Origin of the sequence: Acinetobacter sp. 766875, from assembly GCF_000582055.1 — a bacterium.
GTDB lineage: Bacteria > Pseudomonadota > Gammaproteobacteria > Pseudomonadales > Moraxellaceae > Acinetobacter > Acinetobacter nosocomialis.
This window is the reverse complement of record NZ_JEXX01000020.1, coordinates 56,883-74,513: the sequence shown is the minus strand read 5'-3', so window position 1 is coordinate 74,513 and position 17,631 is coordinate 56,883. Positions and strand designations below refer to the sequence as shown.

The following is a 17,631-nucleotide window of genomic DNA, read 5'->3' as shown; positions in this document are numbered from 1 at the left end:
TTGATTGATCGAAAGCTTGCGAGGAAGCTGAAATCAGTTGATTTTTCCAGTCGATAATTTGGTTTTGATGAACATCAAATTCAGCACTCAATTCAGCAAGTGTTTTTTCTGCTTTAATCGCAGCAAGTGCTACCTTAGCTTTAAAATCATTTGAATGATTTCTTCTTGGTCTACGTGCCATAAAATACTCCATATATTGATGTTTATAACATCATTTGGGGAGCAAAATATCACTTATAAGTGTTGTTCAAATTTCCTGATCCACCTCTCTAACAAGTTCTTATGGTGATTCATCTACATTAATAAGTGGTGTATCGATAAATTTTGAATTATTTTTAAAACACTTAAATTTATCTGATATTGGTGATGATGTAAAAACTGAGTTGAAGTTGGCTCTAACAGAAGAGAAATTTGATCAAATATTAAAGAAGTTCCCAGATGAAACCGAAAGGTTAGAGCCTTTAAGAAAATATTTCTTCAAAAGTTCTACATGGATGACTTTTATTGAAAGATATGCATATAGTGTTTTAATAAAAAGACATTTACCAAAATTTATTTACTATGATGAATATTATCAACTCCCATCAAGGATTATTCTAGAAAGTTTTTTAGATGATGATGTTGATCTATCGGATGATCTAAAAACAGCAAAGGCACTCTTAGATTTATCCGAAATTAATGTGAATGAACTTATTAATGCAGACGATTTCGAAGACTTTATTGCTGAATTAGAAGCAACTGAGGCTTTGATTTCTGACACACTATTTCAATATTGGTCTGCAAATCAGAACTTAAATATTGAATTTAAAATTGATAAAAAAACAGCTACTGTGAAAAGGCAAGTAAATACAAGTTATGGCAGTGCTACAACGGTCGATACAAATATTGTTGAACATGTCTTAGATATTCGAGTAAAAAACTCGAAAACGAGAGTTTCTTTACCTCTTCAGAATAGAAGTAAAGGATTTAATTGGTTTTTTTCATTCTTAGTTTGGTTTAACAAAATTCAGGCTGATTCAAATTCAAAATATATTCTACTCTTAGATGAGCCAGGCCTTAACTTGCATGCAACTGCTCAAGCAGATTTACTACGTTTTTTAGAAAGTTTAGTTGATAAGTATCAAGTTATTTATACAACTCACTCACCTTTCATGGTAGAAACAACGAAATTAAATCGGGTCAGAACGGTATTTAGTGACTCCGATAGCTCTATCGTTAGTGATAGTATTCAACAAAAAGACCCTAATACACTTTTCCCTTTACAAGCTGCTTTAGGGTATGATGTTGCACAGAATTTATTTATTTCTAAAAAAAATCTATTGGTAGAAGGTGTCTCAGACTTACTATACTTGACCACAATTTCAGAATATTTGAATGCGAATAAACGAACTGGCTTAAATGAAGATATTACAATTGTGCCTACAGGCGGTTTAGATAAAGTTGCTAGTTTTATTTCATTACTTCGAGGTTCAAAACTATCAATTTTCTGCCTATTAGATTCGTTTACTGACCAAAAGTCTCAGGCAAGATTTGATAGTCTAACTATTCAAAAAATTATATCTGATAAAAATATAAAATTTTTCCATGATTTTTTGGATAATAGAAAAAAAGCTGATATTGAAGATATATTTACTATTGATGAATATCTGCAACTTTTTAATATTTCTCTCTCATCTACCCATGCTGAAATTAAGGTGGAAGAATTAAGTACTGAAATTGAAGATATATTATCAAAAATTAATAAAGTTATTAAAAAGAATAGATTTAATCATTATTTACCTGCAAAAGAATTTGCTAGTAATAAGGATTTTGTTAATAGCCTTTCAGAAGCTACTTTATCAAGATTTGAAACTATCTTTAAAGAGGTCAATAAGAATCTTAAATAGTTTTTGGTTTAATAGACTTGCCTATTAGGGTGAGTCTATTACTTTACCCAGTACGTTATTTAATATAATTTTATAGACATCCAAGTGTTCTTTTTAATTTTCAATAAAATTAGTCAACTCTATGATGTCAGTGCTACTTAACTTACGAATATGTTTTCCACTTCTTAGTATTTTACGAAAATAAAAGCTCATTGTTCAACGAATATAAATATAAGATGACTTTTAAATCAGCTTGTCTCTAATCTCGAATCCGTTAATATCCTCAAAAAGCTATTTTTCTTGTCCATTTACTTCTTCAAATACACCTTTTGGGTTCAAAAGCATGTGTTTGATCGGTTGACCAGTGAGCTGATTAATATCCAAAAGATCATAAACCATTTGTTGTCCTAGCTGTTCACGCCGGACAGCTTCAATAATTTCCTGCATTTTTTGAAATTCTTCAAAACTCAGAACAACAGCTTCGGGCGCATTCTTCGTATAAACAAAAACAGGTTTATGACTATCTTTGACACATTGAACAATTTTGCTCCAAGATTTGCGAACATCAGTCGCAGAAACAATCGCACCGTTTATAAAAGTTAATCGATTCATATCTAAGACCTTATACGGGATAGCAAAAATTAAATCATTTCAGAATCTTGTTCCGAATGTAAGAAAACGACCGTTATTTATTATGGGACGATTTTATATTTCTAAAATTAGTAGATGATATTTGTATGTAACTATATAATCTAAAAAAATAAATTTTAAATCGTGCAAATTAAAAATAGGGAAATCTATGCTTACTGGAGTCTATATAAATAATGTTGCTACTTATAGTGTACCAACACAATTAGATGGGTTAAAGCAAATAAATTTTATATTTGGGGCAAATGGGTCCGGAAAATCTACAATTGGTAGAATCATAGATCAATCATCAGGCTACACACATTGTTTACTTCAATGGCTTGGTGGAGAACCAATAAAAACTCTCGTCTATAATAAAGATTTTATTGATCGTAATTTCAATCAAGAAAATACCGTTAAAGGAGTTTTTACCCTAGGTGACGATCAAGTTGAGGCAGAACGTCAAATTGCTTTATTACGTCCACAAATCGATAAAGTAAAGGATGAGATACGTAGGTTAAATATTCAACTTAATGGTGAAGCCAGCCAAGGTGGTAAAGTCGCTGAGAGAGCAGCATTAGACCCTGAAATACAAGCAAAATGTTGGAAAAAAAACAAAAGTATGACTCGTATTTTCAGGATGCTTTTACTGGATTTAGAAATAGTGCGGAAAGATTTAAAGATAAAGTTCTACTGGAAAAACAAATCAATCAATCAATTCTTTTATCATTAGAAGAGTTAAAAGAGAAAGCCTCAACAATATTTTCACGTAACGTCGAAAGATACAATTTTATTCCAGTTTTTAATGCTGCTACACTTATCGAAGTAGAAAACAACCCGATTTTGCAAAGAATAATTATTGGTAATCAAGATGTTAATATCTCTAAGCTTATAGAAACTATAGGTAATAGTGATTGGGTTAAACATGGACGTAAACATTTTGAAAAAAGTTATCCCCAATGCCCTTTTTGCCAACAAATAACTTCGCCAAGTCTTTCTGATGAATTACTTAAATTTTTTAGTGAAACATATGAGCAGGAAATAGGCATTGTTGAACAAATATTTAGTCAATATCTAGATACATCTGAAATGGTATTAAATGCAATTCAATTCATAAGTAGTCAAAATATACCTTTTTTAGAAATAGACCTTTTTCAAGCAGAAGCTCAAATACTCAATGAGCGTTTGGAGCGGAACAAAGGTATCTTACAAAGGAAATTGTCAGAACCGAGCCTAAAAGTTTCTCTAGAACCATTAGAACCTATTATTAGTAAAATCTTAGGTATGATCCAAGATGTAAATCAAAAGATTATGCTCCACAATCAAGTTGTCCAGAACCTCTCGACTGAAAAGCAAAACCTTACAAATCAAGTTTGGAAATACATTATAAATGAGTTAGATAGTGACTTGAGTAGTTATTTAAAAAATAAGACGAGACTCGAATCTACCATTAATGGAATGAACAATAGCTTAAAACAAAAAAGAGAAATTTTAGGCAATTTAGAAGCTCAACTAAAAGTATTTGAAAAGAAAGCTACGTCAACAATACCGACAGTAAATGAAATAAACGATCTTCTCAAATCATTCGGCTTTACCTCATTCTATATAAGCCCTGTAGATGAACAAGGTCATTATAGAATTTGCCGAGCAAATGGAGATGATGCTAGCCGATCTTTGAGTGAAGGAGAAAAGACATTTATAACTTTCCTCTATTTTTATTCACTTATAAAAGGCTCCCATTCTTCATCAGGAATTACCGAAAATAGAATTGTAGTCTTTGATGACCCTATTTCTAGTTTAGATAGTGATATTCTCTATATTGTAAGTAGCCTCATAAAGCGTGTATTTGATCATGTTCGCACTAATAATGCTTTGATTAAACAAGTTTTTGTTTTGACCCATAATGTCTATTTTCATAAAGAAATTACTTTTAATAACAGACGAAGTCAGAATCAGATCATGGGCGATGAAACCTTTTGGATGGTCAAGAAAAATTCTAGCGGCTCTACTATTGAAAAATGCTCTGAGAATCCTATTCGTTCAGCCTATGAGCTACTCTGGTCAGATATTAAAACCAATAATCAGTCAAACCTAACTATTCAGAATACATTACGTCGAATTCTTGAAAACTATTTCACAATGTGGGGTAGTATGAAAAAAGATGAAATTTGTGATCTTTTTGAAGGGAATGAGAAGCTAATTTGTCAGTCGTTATTTGCATGGGTCAATGATGGTTCACACTCAATCCATGATGATTTGTATATTAACCACGGACAGCAAACTAATGAATCATATTTAACTGTTTTTAAAGAGATTTTTAATAAGTCTGGTCAAATAGGTCATTATCAAATGATGACAGGTAGTTTAACAGATAGTACATCTTGATTAGAAATGGTTATAGTTTTTTATGCAAAATACTGAGTATGGCAACCACTCTTTCATTGAGGAGTATAAACCGTGTCCAATATGCATTTAAAATTTAATCTATTTTATTAATATCAAAAATTACATTCAGCTATTCTGTATATGAAATACTTAAAAATGTTAAATATAAAGAAATTAATTTAACAGACTATTTAACATATTTATTTAATTTATTGTAATTTAAATATTTATTTTTTTTTAGTATGTATATCCGTTTTAATCAAAGTTTCAAAAAAGGCGAGTTTATCTCGCCTTTTTTATTATTCAATTCCCAGCAAACGTAGAAGTGCCGTGCCAACAGCGGCCAAACAAATCACCAATAAAAGCGGAACTTTTTTCCAAACCAAGAACAGTGCTAGTGCCACCCCAAATATACGCGCGAAACCTGCGAAATGTTGGCCTTCAAAAAATGTAGTGGTCACCGCAATGGCACAGAGCAAAACGGTTGCGCCATTTGAGAGTAGAACTTGGTATTTTTCAGAAAACGAAAACTTGGCGCCTAAGTGAAAGCCGGCAAAACGAATACCATACGTTCCAAATGCAAGTAGGGCTATTCCTACAATAATAAGTAACTGTTGACTCATTTCTTTCTACCCCATATTAAGCCAAAAAGCGAAATCAGAATTGGAAGCCCTGAGGCTAAAAAAGGTGTAGTCATCAGTGCTAAAGTTGATCCGGCAAATGCAGCTTTTCGAGTCGATTTATTCTTTAAAGCATTAAAAGTAAGAGCAATTAAAATGGCAGGAAAAATGGCATCTAAACCAAATGTTTTTGGGTCTGGAATAGCACTCTCAATAAAATAGCCAGCCGTGACACCCAGTGGCCAAGTCAGCATAATGCCTATACCACACAACCAATAAGCAGCTTTTTTTGTCTCGAAGTCAGGTTGTGCCATGCCAAACAAAACGCTTTCATCGTTCATGATGTGAGCCCCAAAATACTGAGAGAATTTGCCTCGGATCAGTTCATTGACCGCAATGCCAAAAGGTAGATGTCTTAAATTGACGAGTAATCCTGCAATTGCAGCCGCAATTGGACTACCACCTACTGCCAAGAATCCAATAAAGATAAATTCAGCAGTTCCTGCGAGCACAAATACGGACAGGCAAAGTGGAATCCAGAGTGCTAAGCCATAACTTGCAGCGAGTGAACCTAAAGACATACCAACCACGCTGGTTGCTAGACACACAAAGAAAATCGAGCGAGTAGTGTCTTTACTAAGTTTTTTAATCAGAGAGTATGTAGACATAGCATGATATAACGAACGATTTTCCATTATAATGAATAAGTCTGATTGTTTTGTCAAAACGAACGATCGTTTTTTTTATAGAACGGATGTGGTGAATGTCTCAGCCAATTGAAATTATTGCCAAAGGTTTAACGCGTGAACGCCAAAGAGCAGGTCTTTCATTAGCGGAGGTTGCACGCCGTGCAGGTGTTGCCAAATCTACACTTTCTCAATTAGAGGCAGGGCAAGGTAATCCAAGTATTGAAACCTTGTGGGCACTTTGTGTTGCACTCAATATTCCATTTGCACGTTTAATGGAAGAACCGAGCAATCAAGTGCAAGTCATTCGCTGTGGCGAGGGGCCAACGGTGAGTTCGGAGATTGCCAATTACAAAGCAATTTTGTTGGCGACCTGTCCACCCCATGCGCGCCGAGATGTGTATTTATTGATTGTTGAACCGGGTGAAGATCGACTTTCAGAACCTCATCCAGTTGGTTCTGTAGAACATATTATTGTGGTTGAAGGTAAAGCTTTGGTGGGTTTAATTGATGAAGCGGTTGAGCTTGGCGTCGGAGATTATATTTGTTATCCAGCCGATCAAAAGCATATTTTTAGAGCCTTGGAAACAGGCACAAAAGCGTTATTAATTTCTGAACAAAACTAAAGTATTTCAAAGTGCTTAAAATAAAAACTAAAAGCCATTTAGCCTCATTTAATACAAAAAGGGCCAATTTTGCGTATAAATTTTGCAATTGGCTCTCTCTTTTATTACAAAAATGGCTCTCGTTTCTTGAGAGCCGAAACGACAAATTAAAGCCATTGGAAGTATGCATACGGAAGCGCCGGATAAGCTCAGTGAATTTTCTGTTTTAGGAGTTGAGCAGAACGGCTAAATTTTTAGGGGATATTTTTTGGCTTCGGAGGATTTCCGAGACTAGCCGATATCCTCCATATATTAAGGAAAATGATATGGCAGCTCATCAAAATGGTTCTGAAGCCAATCACTCCCAAAGTTTAAAACATGGACTTAAATCACGCCACTTAACCATGATCTCGATTGCTGGGGTTATTGGTGGCTCTCTCTTTGTTGGCTCAGGCAGTATTATCTACAACACCGGTCCGGTGGTTTTTCTAACTTATGCTTTAGGTGGTTTACTCGTTTGGTTCATCATGCGTATGTTAGGCGAGATGGCCGTTTTAAATCCCGACAGTGGCTCTTTTTCAACTTATGCGGATCGTGCGATTGGTCGTTGGGCAGGGTTTTCAATTGGTTGGTTGTACTGGTGTACGCTGGCAATGCTCATGGGCTGGGAGGCTTATGTAGCAGGAAAGATTTTAAACAACTGGTTCCCGTTTATACCGATCTGGGTTTATATGACCGTCGTCATAGTCGCACTGGTTGTTGTCAATTTACAAAACGTCAAGAACTATGGTGAATTCGAGTTCTGGTTTGCGCTCATCAAAGTTATCGCGATTGTTGTTTTCCTTGTGATTGGTAGTTTAGCCATCATGCATTTATGGCCTTGGGGCAATCCGGCTGCATCTGGTATAAGTAACTTAACCTCTCAAGGTTTTATGCCAAATGGTGGTTCATCAGTGATTACCGCCTTGCTTGGGGTGATGTTCGCCTATATTGGCGCTGAAATTGTGACTGTAGCAGCAGCAGAGTCGGCAAATCCATCTAAAGAAATTCGTAAAGCTTCGAACTCTGTGGTTTGGCGAATTATTTTATTCTACGTTGGTTCAATGTTTGTTGCGGTATGTTTAATTCCTCACAACAATGAACTTTTGAAAGATTCAACTTGGGGTACTTATAGCGTTACGTTGTCTGCTCTTGGTATTCCGGGCGCGCGCCATATTGTAAATTTTGTAGTGTTAACGTCGGTATGTAGTTGTTTTAACTCGGCGCTTTACACATGTTCACGAATGTTATTCTCACTATCTAAACGTGGTGATGCACCGAAAAGTTTTGGTTCTGTAAACAGTAAAAGTAGTCCTTGGGTGGGCGTGATTGTGTCATGCTTCTTCTCTGTAATTGCCGTGGTTTTAACTGCAACTAAGAGTATGGATGTGTATGACTTTTTCATGCTAACAACAGGTGCAGCAACACTGTATGTATACCTGACGATTGCTTATTCTCAGCTTCGTATGCGTAAAAAATTAGAAGCTGAAGGCGTGAAAATTGACTTTAAAATGTGGATGTTCCCTTACTTAACTTACGTGGTGATCTTTGCAATTATTGGTGCAATTCTTACCATGTTGATTGAAGGCACATATTTTAAAGAAGTGATTTACACTACAGCTCTATTCGGCATTATTGTGTTCTTCGGTTTGCTATCTGAAAAATTGGGTTGGGGTAAAGAGCGTCGCGCAACCCATTTAACTCATAGCCATGAAGAAAAATTAGTTTAAATTTTTAAATAAAAAAGAGCCTCACTGTGAGGCTCTTTTTTATTTGGCTTAGTACGAGAAAACAACTAATTCAGTGTAGGTACGCCTGCTTCACGTAAGCATTGGAGCAACACACCAAAAGCCATCACCATATCTTTTTCATTTACACAGGCAAAGCCCATCAGCAGTCCACGTTCGGCATGTGCATGCGACTGCATGTAGTACTGAGACAGTGGACGAACTTTAACACCACGTTCAAGCGCTGTGGCTGCAATCGCGACATCATCGCAAGCGTTCGGCAGTTTTAAAACCAGATGTAACCCTGCCGCTTCGTCATATTCATGAATAAATTCGGGACCAAGGTAGCGTTGAATTAAGCTCACCAAGTAGTCACGGCGTTTACCATAGAGCAGACGCATACGGCGAATATGCGCTTCATAATGACCTTCACGAATAAATTCAGCGAGAGCCTTTTGCTCAAGCAAATGCCCACCACGGTAAAGCTCGGCTGCGACAATACGTAGCGGTGAAAATAGCGGCTTAGGGACGACCAAATAACCAATTCTTAAGGATGGATAAATGGTTTTACTAAACGTGCCCATATATAAAACAGGTGCGTTATTTTCTAAGCCTTGCAAAGATGGATAAGGTTGACCCGAAAAACGGAACTCACTGTCATAGTCATCTTCCACAATCCAGCTATTGTGCTGACGTGCGATTTGAATCAATTGTCTGCGACGATCAAGGCTTAAATGAGAACCAAGCGGATATTGGTGTGAAGGGGTGACAAAAATGAGTTTAGGCGGCTTTGCCGGATTTTCTTCAGGAATAATACCTTCAGCATCGACAGGCATGGGCTGAATATCGAGGCCATTAATCCGTAAGGTATTACGCATTCCCCAATAAGCGGGATCTTCAATCCAGACTTTATCTCCCATATCGCTGAGTGCACGTGAGACTAAATCAATCGCTTGATGAATGCCTTCGGTAATAATAATCTGGTCTGCATCGCACTGAACTGAACGTGCAACACGTAAGTAATCTGCCAACGCACTTCGAAGCTCTATACAGCCACCAGCGTTGCTATAAATCAGGCGGTTAATGTCCGGTTCGCGGCTTAAGCGTGCTTGAATACGGCTAAAAATATGATGAGGGAACTCGGTAACATCGGGTGCTCCCGGAACAAAGGCTCCCCATTGATGTGGTGAGGCCGCAGCATAGCCTAATAAGTTTGAACCACGCTGTGAGAGGGCATAAGAACTTTGAACACTTGGACTAGAAACTACTTTTTTCTTGTTTTGTGTATTTAAAAAACTCTCTGGTAACTTTTCGGCAACCCAAGTGCCATGTCCTGTTCGTGCTTCTAAGTAGCCTTCAGCCTGTAGTTGTTCGTAGGCGCTCAGTACCGTATTTCTCGAAACATGAATTTCACTGGCTAAATCGCGTGATGCAGGTAGACGAGTCTTCGGCTGGATGACTCCATCAATAATGGCACCACGCAGGCAACGGAAAAGGCGTTGATGTAGTTTCCCTTCAGTGTCCTGTTGGAGTCGTTGCAGCAAATGATCTCCAAGTAAACTACGCAATTGGCTCTCTCCTACAGTTAAAAAGTGGCTCTCGTCAGTTGGCGTCAGACGAGCGAAATTACATGCATAGGCAGTCGTTGTAAAGCACCCTGAAAATTAAGCACAGGATGCAAGAAACCAAAGCTGCAACTGATGATGAAAATATGAGGGAATCAAATGGATAATCAACATTCTGCACTTAACGCACGTAAACAGCAAGCAACTCCACGTGGTGTAGGCGTGATGTGTCAGTGGTATGCGGAAAAAGCTGAAAATGCCACGCTTTGGGACAAGGAAGGCAACCAATTTATCGACTTTGCTGGTGGTATCGCGGTTTTAAATACAGGCCATCGCCACCCTAAAGTGATTGCAGCAGTAACTGAACAACTTACTAAATTTACTCACACTGCCTATCAAGTAACACCTTATGAAAGCTATGTGGCTTTGGCTGAACGTATTAATGAGCGTGCGCCAATTGCTGGTCCTGCAAAGTCAGCGTTTTTCACAACAGGTGCAGAAGCAGTTGAAAATGCTGTGAAGATTGCTCGCTCTTATACAGGTCGTCACGGCATTATCACGTTTGGTAACGGTTTCCACGGTCGTTCATTTATGACTATGGCAATGACAGGTAAAACTGCGCCTTACAAACGTGATTTTGGTGTAATGCCAGCGGGTGTGTTCCACGCACGTTACCCTGTACCTGCTAAAGGCATTTCAGTAGACGCAGCAATTGAAAGCGTTGAAGATATTTTCAGTGAAGATATTGCACCACATGATGTTGCGGCAATCGTACTTGAGCCAGTACAAGGTGAAGGCGGTTTCAATGTGGTACCAGCTGAATTCTTAAAACGTTTACGTGCAATTTGCGATAAGCACGGTATTTTACTTGTTTCTGATGAAGTTCAATCTGGTTTTGCCCGTACTGGTAAATTGTTTGCGATGAACCATTATGAAACTAAAGCAGATCTCATCACGATGGCGAAAAGCTTGGGCGGTGGTTTCCCTATTTCGGGTGTTGTGGGCCGTGCAGAAGTCATGGATGCGCCAAACCCGGGTGGTCTAGGCGGTACTTATGCAGGTAGCCCAATTGCAGTTGCAGCTGCGCATGCTGTGATTGACGCGATTGAAGAAGAAAACCTATGCGACCGTGCAAATGAATTAGGCGCTGAGTTAGTTGCTACGCTTAAAGATATTCAGCAAGCAACAGGCGACGTGGTCACTGATATTCGTGCATTAGGTTCAATGGTTGCAGTAGAACTTGAAACTGCTGAACAAGCAAAAGTTGTACAAAACTATGCAATGGAAAACGGGTTGTTACTTCTTACTTGTGGTAAATACGGTAATGTAATTCGTTTCTTATATCCATTAACCATTCCTGCTGAGCAATTCCGTCAAGGTCTTGATATCTTGAAACAAGGTTTTGCGACACTAAAAGCAGGTAGTGCAAAAGCAATGGAGCAATCTGCATGATTCAAAATAATTTGCAGTATTTATTAAAACATCCTGATATTTCATTAGAAGCACCTGCATCAAATGACTATATCGAGGTGAATGATGCTGCTACAGGTGAAACTTTGGCATGGGTGAAAACCTATGACCGCGCAGGGGTTGAAGCTGCAATTAACCGTTCGGCAAAAGCGCAAGCTGCTTGGAAAAAGCAAACTGCCTTGGCGCGTGCTGATGTGTTATTGGCATGGTACAACCTCATGCTTGAGCACAAAGAAAATCTGGCACAGATTTTAACGGCTGAGCAAGGTAAACCATTGGCAGAAGCACGTGGTGAAATTGGTTATGCAGCTTCATTCATTCGCTGGTTTGCCGAGCAAGCTCGCCGTATTGATGGTGAAGTGTTAACACCTACTCAACCAAATCAACGTCTGCTCGTAATTAAACAAGCAATTGGTGTTACTGCTGCGATTACGCCGTGGAACTTCCCGGCTGCCATGATTACGCGTAAAGCAGGACCAGCGATTGCTGCAGGTTGTTCTATGTTGGTTAAACCAGCAGAACAAACGCCGTTAACCGCTTATGCACTTGAAGTATTGGCTTTACAGGCAGGCTTACCAGCCGATGTTTTAATTAACATTAGTGGTGATGCGGTTGAAGTGGGTAAAACCCTATGCGAAAGCGATATTGTTCGTAAGTTAAGCTTTACAGGTTCAACACAAGTTGGCCGTATCTTGATGCAACAATGTGCGCCAACCATTAAAAAGCTTTCACTTGAACTCGGTGGTAACGCGCCAGTTGTGGTATTTGACGATGCTAACCTTGAACAAGCAGTTCAGGGCATTATGGCAAGTAAATATCGCAACAGTGGTCAAACCTGTGTGTGTGCTAACCGTATTTATGTTCAAGACGGTATTTATGATGCGTTAGCAGAGCGTTTGGTTGAAGCCGTATCTAAGCTTAAAGTTGGCGATGGCCGTCAAGAAGGTTCAACTCAAGGCCCTTTAATTGATGAAGATGCAGTTGCAAAAGTTCAGTCTCATATTGCAGATGCAACTGAGAAAGGTGCAACAGTTCGTATCGGTGGGCAGCGTTCAGCACTTGGCGGTACATTCTTTGAACCGACTGTGTTAACTGGCGTAACACAAGACATGAAAGTGTCTAAAGAAGAAACTTTTGGTCCGCTTGCACCACTGTTCCGCTTTAAAACTGAGGATGAAGCAGTGGCAATGGCGAACGATACCGAGTTTGGTTTAGCTGCTTATTTGTTTACTCAAAGTACAGCGCGTCAATGGCGTGTGGGTGAAGCACTTGAGTACGGAATGGTCGGCATTAACACAGGCGCGATTTCAAACGAAGTTGCTCCGTTTGGTGGCGTAAAACAATCAGGTCTAGGCCGTGAAGGTTCAAAATTCGGCATCGAAGAATATGTCGAAATGAAATACCTCTGCGTAGACTTATCTGAGTAAGGAACAAAGCGAGTTTGTTTTGTTCTGAACGAAAACATGCAGTCATGCTGTATGTGATGTTTCAAAAAAAACCGGTCATGCCCATTCATGACCGGTTTTTTTATTTAAGTCGGCAAATACCCTTCATGGCTTTCAGGTAAACGTCTGAGTTCTTCAATTAGCGTTTCAATCAGTTTTTCGACCACAAGGCGTTGTCCTTTTCGGGACACATAAACCAGTTGTAGCATGCCAATATTCGACTTCCAGTCAGGAAGAATATGAACCAGTGTGCCTTTACGAATTTCCGATTCAACAGTTAAAAAAGGAAGGTCGGCAATGCCTAAACCGTCCATCACGGCATAGTAAACACCTGCCAAGTCATTACTTTTAATTCGTGGTTGATAAGGCACATCAACCGATTCACCGTTACGAATATTGCATAAATGCCAAATATAATTTTGCTTTTGTGTGCCTAAGCTAATACTTGGAAAGTCCTGTAACTCTGAATAATGCTTAATGGTGCGACCTTGCAGTAATTCAGGCGAAGCTACCAGACAGTGGTCGGTTTTAATCACATCACGAACAATTAAATTTGAATCTTCATTCGGTTCAAAATTGGTTCGAATCGCAAGGTCGATGTCATCATGCAAGATATCGACTCGACGGCTGGTCAGCTCAAGCGATATTTCAACTTTAGGGTAGGTTTTTAAAAACTGATTTAAAATTTTTCTAATTTGAAAATGCATCATGAGCGGTGGGCAGCTTACTTTTACCAAACCTTGAGGCTCACTTTTTTGCTTTAATAACACGTTTTCTGCGCATTCAACTTGGGCAATAACTTTGCAGCATTCTTCGTAGAACTCTTGGCCTAAATCGGTCACTTTAAAATGGCGGGGTGTTCTTTGAATCAGGCTGACATTAAATTTATTTTCAAGGTCAATAATGCGTCGGCTGAGTTTGGACTTACTAATATTTTCAGCTTCACTGGCCGCACTAAAGCCGCCGTGTTTTACGACTAAATAGAAATAATAAAAATCATCAAAAGAGCTTATCAATGTCAGATCAATCCATTTAAATTTAAGATTAGAGCGCTTAAGCACTCTAATCTTAGCAATTCAGCTTATTTTTGCGATGTATTAAAGCTATAGCTTGTCATTAGGTTGCGGTAATCAGGAATATGATTTGAGAAGAGAGCACCTAAGCCTTCTACATCATTACGCCAGTCACGGTGTAACTCACATGCCATACCAAACCAAGTCATTAGCTGAGCACCTGCTTTTGACATACGGTCCCAAGCAGCATCACGGGTTAATTCATTGAAAGTACCAGAAGCATCAGTAATCACAAACACTTCGAAGCCTTCTGCGAGTGCAGATAGTGCAGGGAATGCGACACAAACTTCGGTCACCACACCTGCAATAATTAGCTGTTTTTTACCTGTCGCTTTAACTGCTTTTACGAAGTCTTCATTATCCCATGCATTAATTTGACCAGGACGTGGAATAAATGGTGCATCTGGAAAAAGTTCTTTTAGTTCTGGAACTAAAGGACCGTTTGGACCATTTTCAAAACTGGTCGTTAAAATCGTCGGTAAGTTAAAATATTTTGCTGCATCTGCAAGCGCTAATACATTATTTTTAAATTTATCAGGGTCGATATCTCGAACTAAAGAAAGTAAACCTGCTTGGTGGTCAACTAAAAGAACCGCAGCATTATCCTTGTCTAAACGTACGTAATCTTGAGCCATTTTTATATCCTCATGTTATCAAAATAAATAATCAAAATTATTAAGTAGGTCATTTGTGCCTAAAATTATGCTAGTTGAGTTTATTGTCGTGATTAAGTCTAAAAAATAGGATTAAGAATTTTAAAAATAGGACGATCTTTTAAAGAATACCGCAAACTTTATGATTGTCTCATATATGAAATAATGTGTTGCTAATCCTGATCTATAAACTGCAATTATTGAGGCGTAAAATTACTCTCAGTTCAAGAAAATCCTACATATATAGGAGAGATCAGATGAAGAAATTTCTTGGTGCATATCAAAATAACCACATGCATTGGGTTGGTGATGGTTTCCCTGTATATAACCTGTTCTCTTATGACCGTTTAGGCCAAACCCTAAGCCCATTTTTGTTACTGGATTATGCAGCGCCTTATAACTTCTCACCAACCACCGAACAACAAGGTGTAGGGTCACATCCTCACCGTGGCTTCGAAACTGTGACGATTGCCTACCAAGGTGAAGTGACACATAAAGACTCAAGTGGTGGTGGCGGAACCATTAAAACCGGTGACGTGCAATGGATGACTGCGGGTGCAGGAGTGTTACACGAAGAGTTCCATTCTCCTGAATTTGCAGAGCATGGCGGCTTGTTTGAAATGGTGCAATTGTGGGTAAATTTACCTTCACATTCAAAAATGACCCCTGGAAAATATCAAGCGATTGAAGCCAAAGATATTCCAGACATTGCGCTAGACGAGCACGGTAGCCATTTGCGTGTGATTGCAGGTGAATATGCAGATGCAAAAGGTGCAGCAACGACGTTTAGTCCATTAAACGTATGGGATGGTAAATTGGTCAAAGGCCAAAAACATACCCTTTATGTGCCTGAAGGGCATACCACCCTTGTGGTGATATTAGAGGGTGCGGTTGTCATTAATGATACAAACCGTCTTGAAGGTAAAACCGTTGCGATTTTATCTCGTGAGGGAGTTGAGTTTAGCTTAAATGCTGAAGAAGACACTAAATTCCTAGTGTTGACTGGTCAACCACTCAATGAGCCAATTGAAGGCTATGGACCATTTGTCATGAATACCAAAGCCGAGATTATGGAAGCAATTGATGATTTTAATCGTGGAAAATTCGGTTCAATCATGCAAGAAGCATAAATTGCTAAGCTGTTCTTAAAAATCTTTAAAAGCAAAGTAATAAAAAGCCCGCTATCAAGTGTGAATAGCGGGCTTTTTCGCTGTAAAGTTTCTATTTTTATGATGGATATCATTATTGTGTCGGCATTGTTTTGTGTGATTTAGTTCTCATTATTATGATGCCATGATATCGCAAAAAGGATTGCTTGTAAAACGAATGATATAAATATAGTTAAATTATCTCATTTTATTTAAAAGAATTTTTTTAAATTTTTAAAAAATATAGGTTTTTATACACTCATCTTCTTTTGTAAAATTTTATGAACGACAGCTTCACTAATTCGTTTAAATTCTTCTATATAAATTGATGCAAAAAATAAAAATCTGGTAGTTTTTAATACGGTGTTTTTTTAGGGTATGAGTGATAATCAAAAAAATTCTCGAAAAATGGGACATCATTTTGGATATCGCAATTATTGGCAGTGGAATGGCAGGACTTGCAGCAGCAAGAATCCTGAAAGATGCAGGACATACAATCACGATATTTGAAGCACTTCCTGGCCGGGGAATGGACAGTCATAGCATTGAGTTCGATGGTGGGATTATTGATGCACCATTGCGCGTGATGAACCCGCATCTATGGAAAAATACACTTAGCCTTGCTGCACACTTAGGTATTAAAACTTTTCCAGTACGTACCTACATGTCTTGTAGCTGGTTATTCGAAGATCGTACGGAAACATGGTTAACCACATCTCGTAGTCGTATTGGTAATTTCCCAATTATCAATAACCGTAAAGGCATTCAGCAATATGGCTGGCGTCTTGTTAAAGGGATGTTGCAATTAAAAACTGCGATTCACCAGTTCTTTAAATCTAAAAATCAAGTTATTACTCTCGCTGAATTTATTAATCAGAACGATATTGAAGAAGTATTCTGGCACGGTGTAGTAATGCCGGTCCTTTATACCATTTGTACATGTAACCCAAAAACAATTGGTGACTGGCCTGCGAAAAATCTTCTTGAGTTTTTGCGTCATTTAACCGATGGTGACATGCTCTTGCGTATGAAAGGTGGTACACCTGCGTTTGTAGACAGCTTAATTAAAGGCATTGATATCCATAGCGGTTCGGCAATTAAAAAAGTTGAGCTACAAGGTGAAAAGGTTCTGGTCGAAAATGAGAAAGGTGACCAAGGTACATTTGACCGCGTTATTGTGGCGACACCAACTTCAAAACTTGAAGAGTTCTTAAATCCTGAACAGTTTGCAGAAGATATGAATCTGCTTAAACAGTTCCGTTTCGAACAAGGTGACTTGGTTATTCATACAGACGCAACAGTGATGCCGCCACGCCGTAAAGACTGGTCAGTGCTGAGCTATATGATGGACCGTAAGTTTACTCGTCAGCAGTTTACGGTTTGGATGAACGCGGTAGAGCCATCGCTTGTGGGTAAAAATCCTGTATTCCAGACTTGGCGTCCAGTGACTGATATTGACCCTAAAAAAATCATTTCAAAAGTGACCTTAACGCGTGCAGTTGTAGACTCACAAACCATTGCCTTAAACAAAGAGCTACAGCAACGTCACTTAGAACCAAACCGTAAAGTATTCTACTGTGGTTCATGGTCATGTGATGGTTTGCCAATTTTAGAATCAGCCGTGACTTCAGCAATGCATATTGCGGAAATTTTAGGTGCACCTTTACCATTTGTAGGATTAAAGCCTAAGGTCGAAGTTGCCCCTGAACTCGGTTACTAAAAT

Annotated in this window: 14 protein-coding genes and 2 pseudogenes; 9 read left to right on the top strand and 7 right to left on the bottom strand. The window is 38.5% G+C overall.

Going from position 1 to position 17,631, the window contains the following annotated elements:
- A pseudogene (locus J576_RS15280) lies at window positions 1-181 on the bottom strand (IS3 family transposase); the annotation flags it as partial.
- Between the two features lie 208 nt (window positions 182-389).
- On the opposite strand from J576_RS15280, the gene J576_RS15275 reads away from it, so the two are divergent.
- On the top strand, window positions 390-1,886 hold the full coding sequence (locus tag J576_RS15275; protein ID WP_250619958.1) for an ATP-dependent nuclease: 1,497 nt from the start codon (window positions 390-392) through the stop codon (window positions 1,884-1,886).
- Between the two features lie 270 nt (window positions 1,887-2,156).
- Here the strand turns inward: J576_RS15275 and J576_RS15270 are convergent, their stop codons facing one another.
- Entirely contained in the window at window positions 2,157-2,477 is a 321-nt protein-coding gene (locus J576_RS15270; protein WP_001081101.1) for a type II toxin-antitoxin system Phd/YefM family antitoxin, read from the bottom strand.
- 187 nt (window positions 2,478-2,664) lie between these two features.
- Here J576_RS15270 and J576_RS20470 point away from each other — a divergent pair.
- Together J576_RS20470 and J576_RS15265 are read left to right on the top strand one after the other, a co-directional pair.
- Window positions 2,665-3,051, top strand: a pseudogene (locus J576_RS20470) (AAA family ATPase); the annotation flags it as partial.
- 41 nt (window positions 3,052-3,092) lie between these two features.
- On the top strand, window positions 3,093-4,877 hold the full coding sequence (locus J576_RS15265) for an AAA family ATPase (RefSeq protein ID WP_252316518.1): 1,785 nt from the start codon (window positions 3,093-3,095) through the stop codon (window positions 4,875-4,877).
- A gap of 299 nt (window positions 4,878-5,176) precedes the next feature.
- Here J576_RS15265 and J576_RS15260 read toward each other — a convergent pair whose 3' ends face one another.
- Together J576_RS15260 and J576_RS15255 are read right to left on the bottom strand one after the other, a co-directional pair.
- Complete coding sequence (locus J576_RS15260; RefSeq protein WP_002052226.1) at window positions 5,177-5,500, bottom strand: AzlD domain-containing protein; 324 nt, start codon at window positions 5,498-5,500, stop codon at window positions 5,177-5,179.
- The gene (locus J576_RS15255) at window positions 5,497-6,192 is read right to left on the bottom strand and encodes an AzlC family ABC transporter permease (protein ID WP_025467943.1); all 696 of its coding nucleotides are present in this window, start codon (window positions 6,190-6,192) and stop codon (window positions 5,497-5,499) included. Before J576_RS15255 ends, J576_RS15260 begins: the two co-directional genes overlap by 4 nt.
- Window positions 6,193-6,260: 68 nt before the next feature.
- Between J576_RS15255 and J576_RS15250 the strand changes: the two genes are divergently transcribed.
- Window positions 6,261-6,809, top strand: a complete 549-nt coding sequence (locus tag J576_RS15250; RefSeq protein ID WP_002048207.1) for a helix-turn-helix domain-containing protein — start codon at window positions 6,261-6,263, stop codon at window positions 6,807-6,809.
- A 305-nt stretch (window positions 6,810-7,114) separates the two neighbouring features.
- On the top strand, window positions 7,115-8,557 hold the full coding sequence (locus tag J576_RS15245) for an amino acid permease (protein WP_002052185.1): 1,443 nt from the start codon (window positions 7,115-7,117) through the stop codon (window positions 8,555-8,557).
- A gap of 65 nt (window positions 8,558-8,622) precedes the next feature.
- Here J576_RS15245 and pdxR read toward each other — a convergent pair whose 3' ends face one another.
- Window positions 8,623-10,122 (bottom strand): MocR-like pyridoxine biosynthesis transcription factor PdxR, encoded by a 1,500-nt coding sequence (gene pdxR / locus J576_RS15240; protein WP_002052153.1) that lies wholly within the window; start codon window positions 10,120-10,122, stop codon window positions 8,623-8,625.
- Between the two features lie 156 nt (window positions 10,123-10,278).
- Here pdxR and gabT point away from each other — a divergent pair, with 156 nt between their 5' ends.
- A complete protein-coding gene (gabT, locus tag J576_RS15235; RefSeq protein WP_002052241.1) occupies window positions 10,279-11,571 on the top strand; it encodes a 4-aminobutyrate--2-oxoglutarate transaminase in 1,293 nt (430 codons plus the stop codon).
- Window positions 11,568-13,016, top strand: a complete 1,449-nt coding sequence (locus tag J576_RS15230; RefSeq protein ID WP_002052182.1) for an NAD-dependent succinate-semialdehyde dehydrogenase — start codon at window positions 11,568-11,570, stop codon at window positions 13,014-13,016. Before gabT ends, J576_RS15230 begins: the two co-directional genes overlap by 4 nt.
- A 104-nt stretch (window positions 13,017-13,120) precedes the next feature.
- On the opposite strand, the gene J576_RS15225 is transcribed toward J576_RS15230, so the two are convergent.
- Entirely contained in the window at window positions 13,121-14,095 is a 975-nt protein-coding gene (locus J576_RS15225; RefSeq protein ID WP_033855682.1) for a LysR substrate-binding domain-containing protein, read from the bottom strand.
- 20 nt (window positions 14,096-14,115) lie between these two features.
- Window positions 14,116-14,742 carry an isochorismate family cysteine hydrolase YcaC gene (ycaC, locus tag J576_RS15220; protein ID WP_002052204.1) on the bottom strand — a complete coding sequence of 209 codons (627 nt, stop codon included), beginning with the start codon at window positions 14,740-14,742 and terminating at the stop codon, window positions 14,116-14,118.
- Between the two features lie 275 nt (window positions 14,743-15,017).
- Here ycaC and J576_RS15215 point away from each other — a divergent pair, with 275 nt between their 5' ends.
- Entirely contained in the window at window positions 15,018-15,890 is an 873-nt protein-coding gene (locus J576_RS15215) for a pirin family protein (protein WP_002052147.1), read from the top strand.
- 439 nt (window positions 15,891-16,329) lie between these two features.
- A complete protein-coding gene (locus J576_RS15210; protein WP_033855684.1) occupies window positions 16,330-17,628 on the top strand; it encodes an FAD-dependent oxidoreductase in 1,299 nt (432 codons plus the stop codon).
- Window positions 17,629-17,631 lie beyond the last annotated feature (3 nt).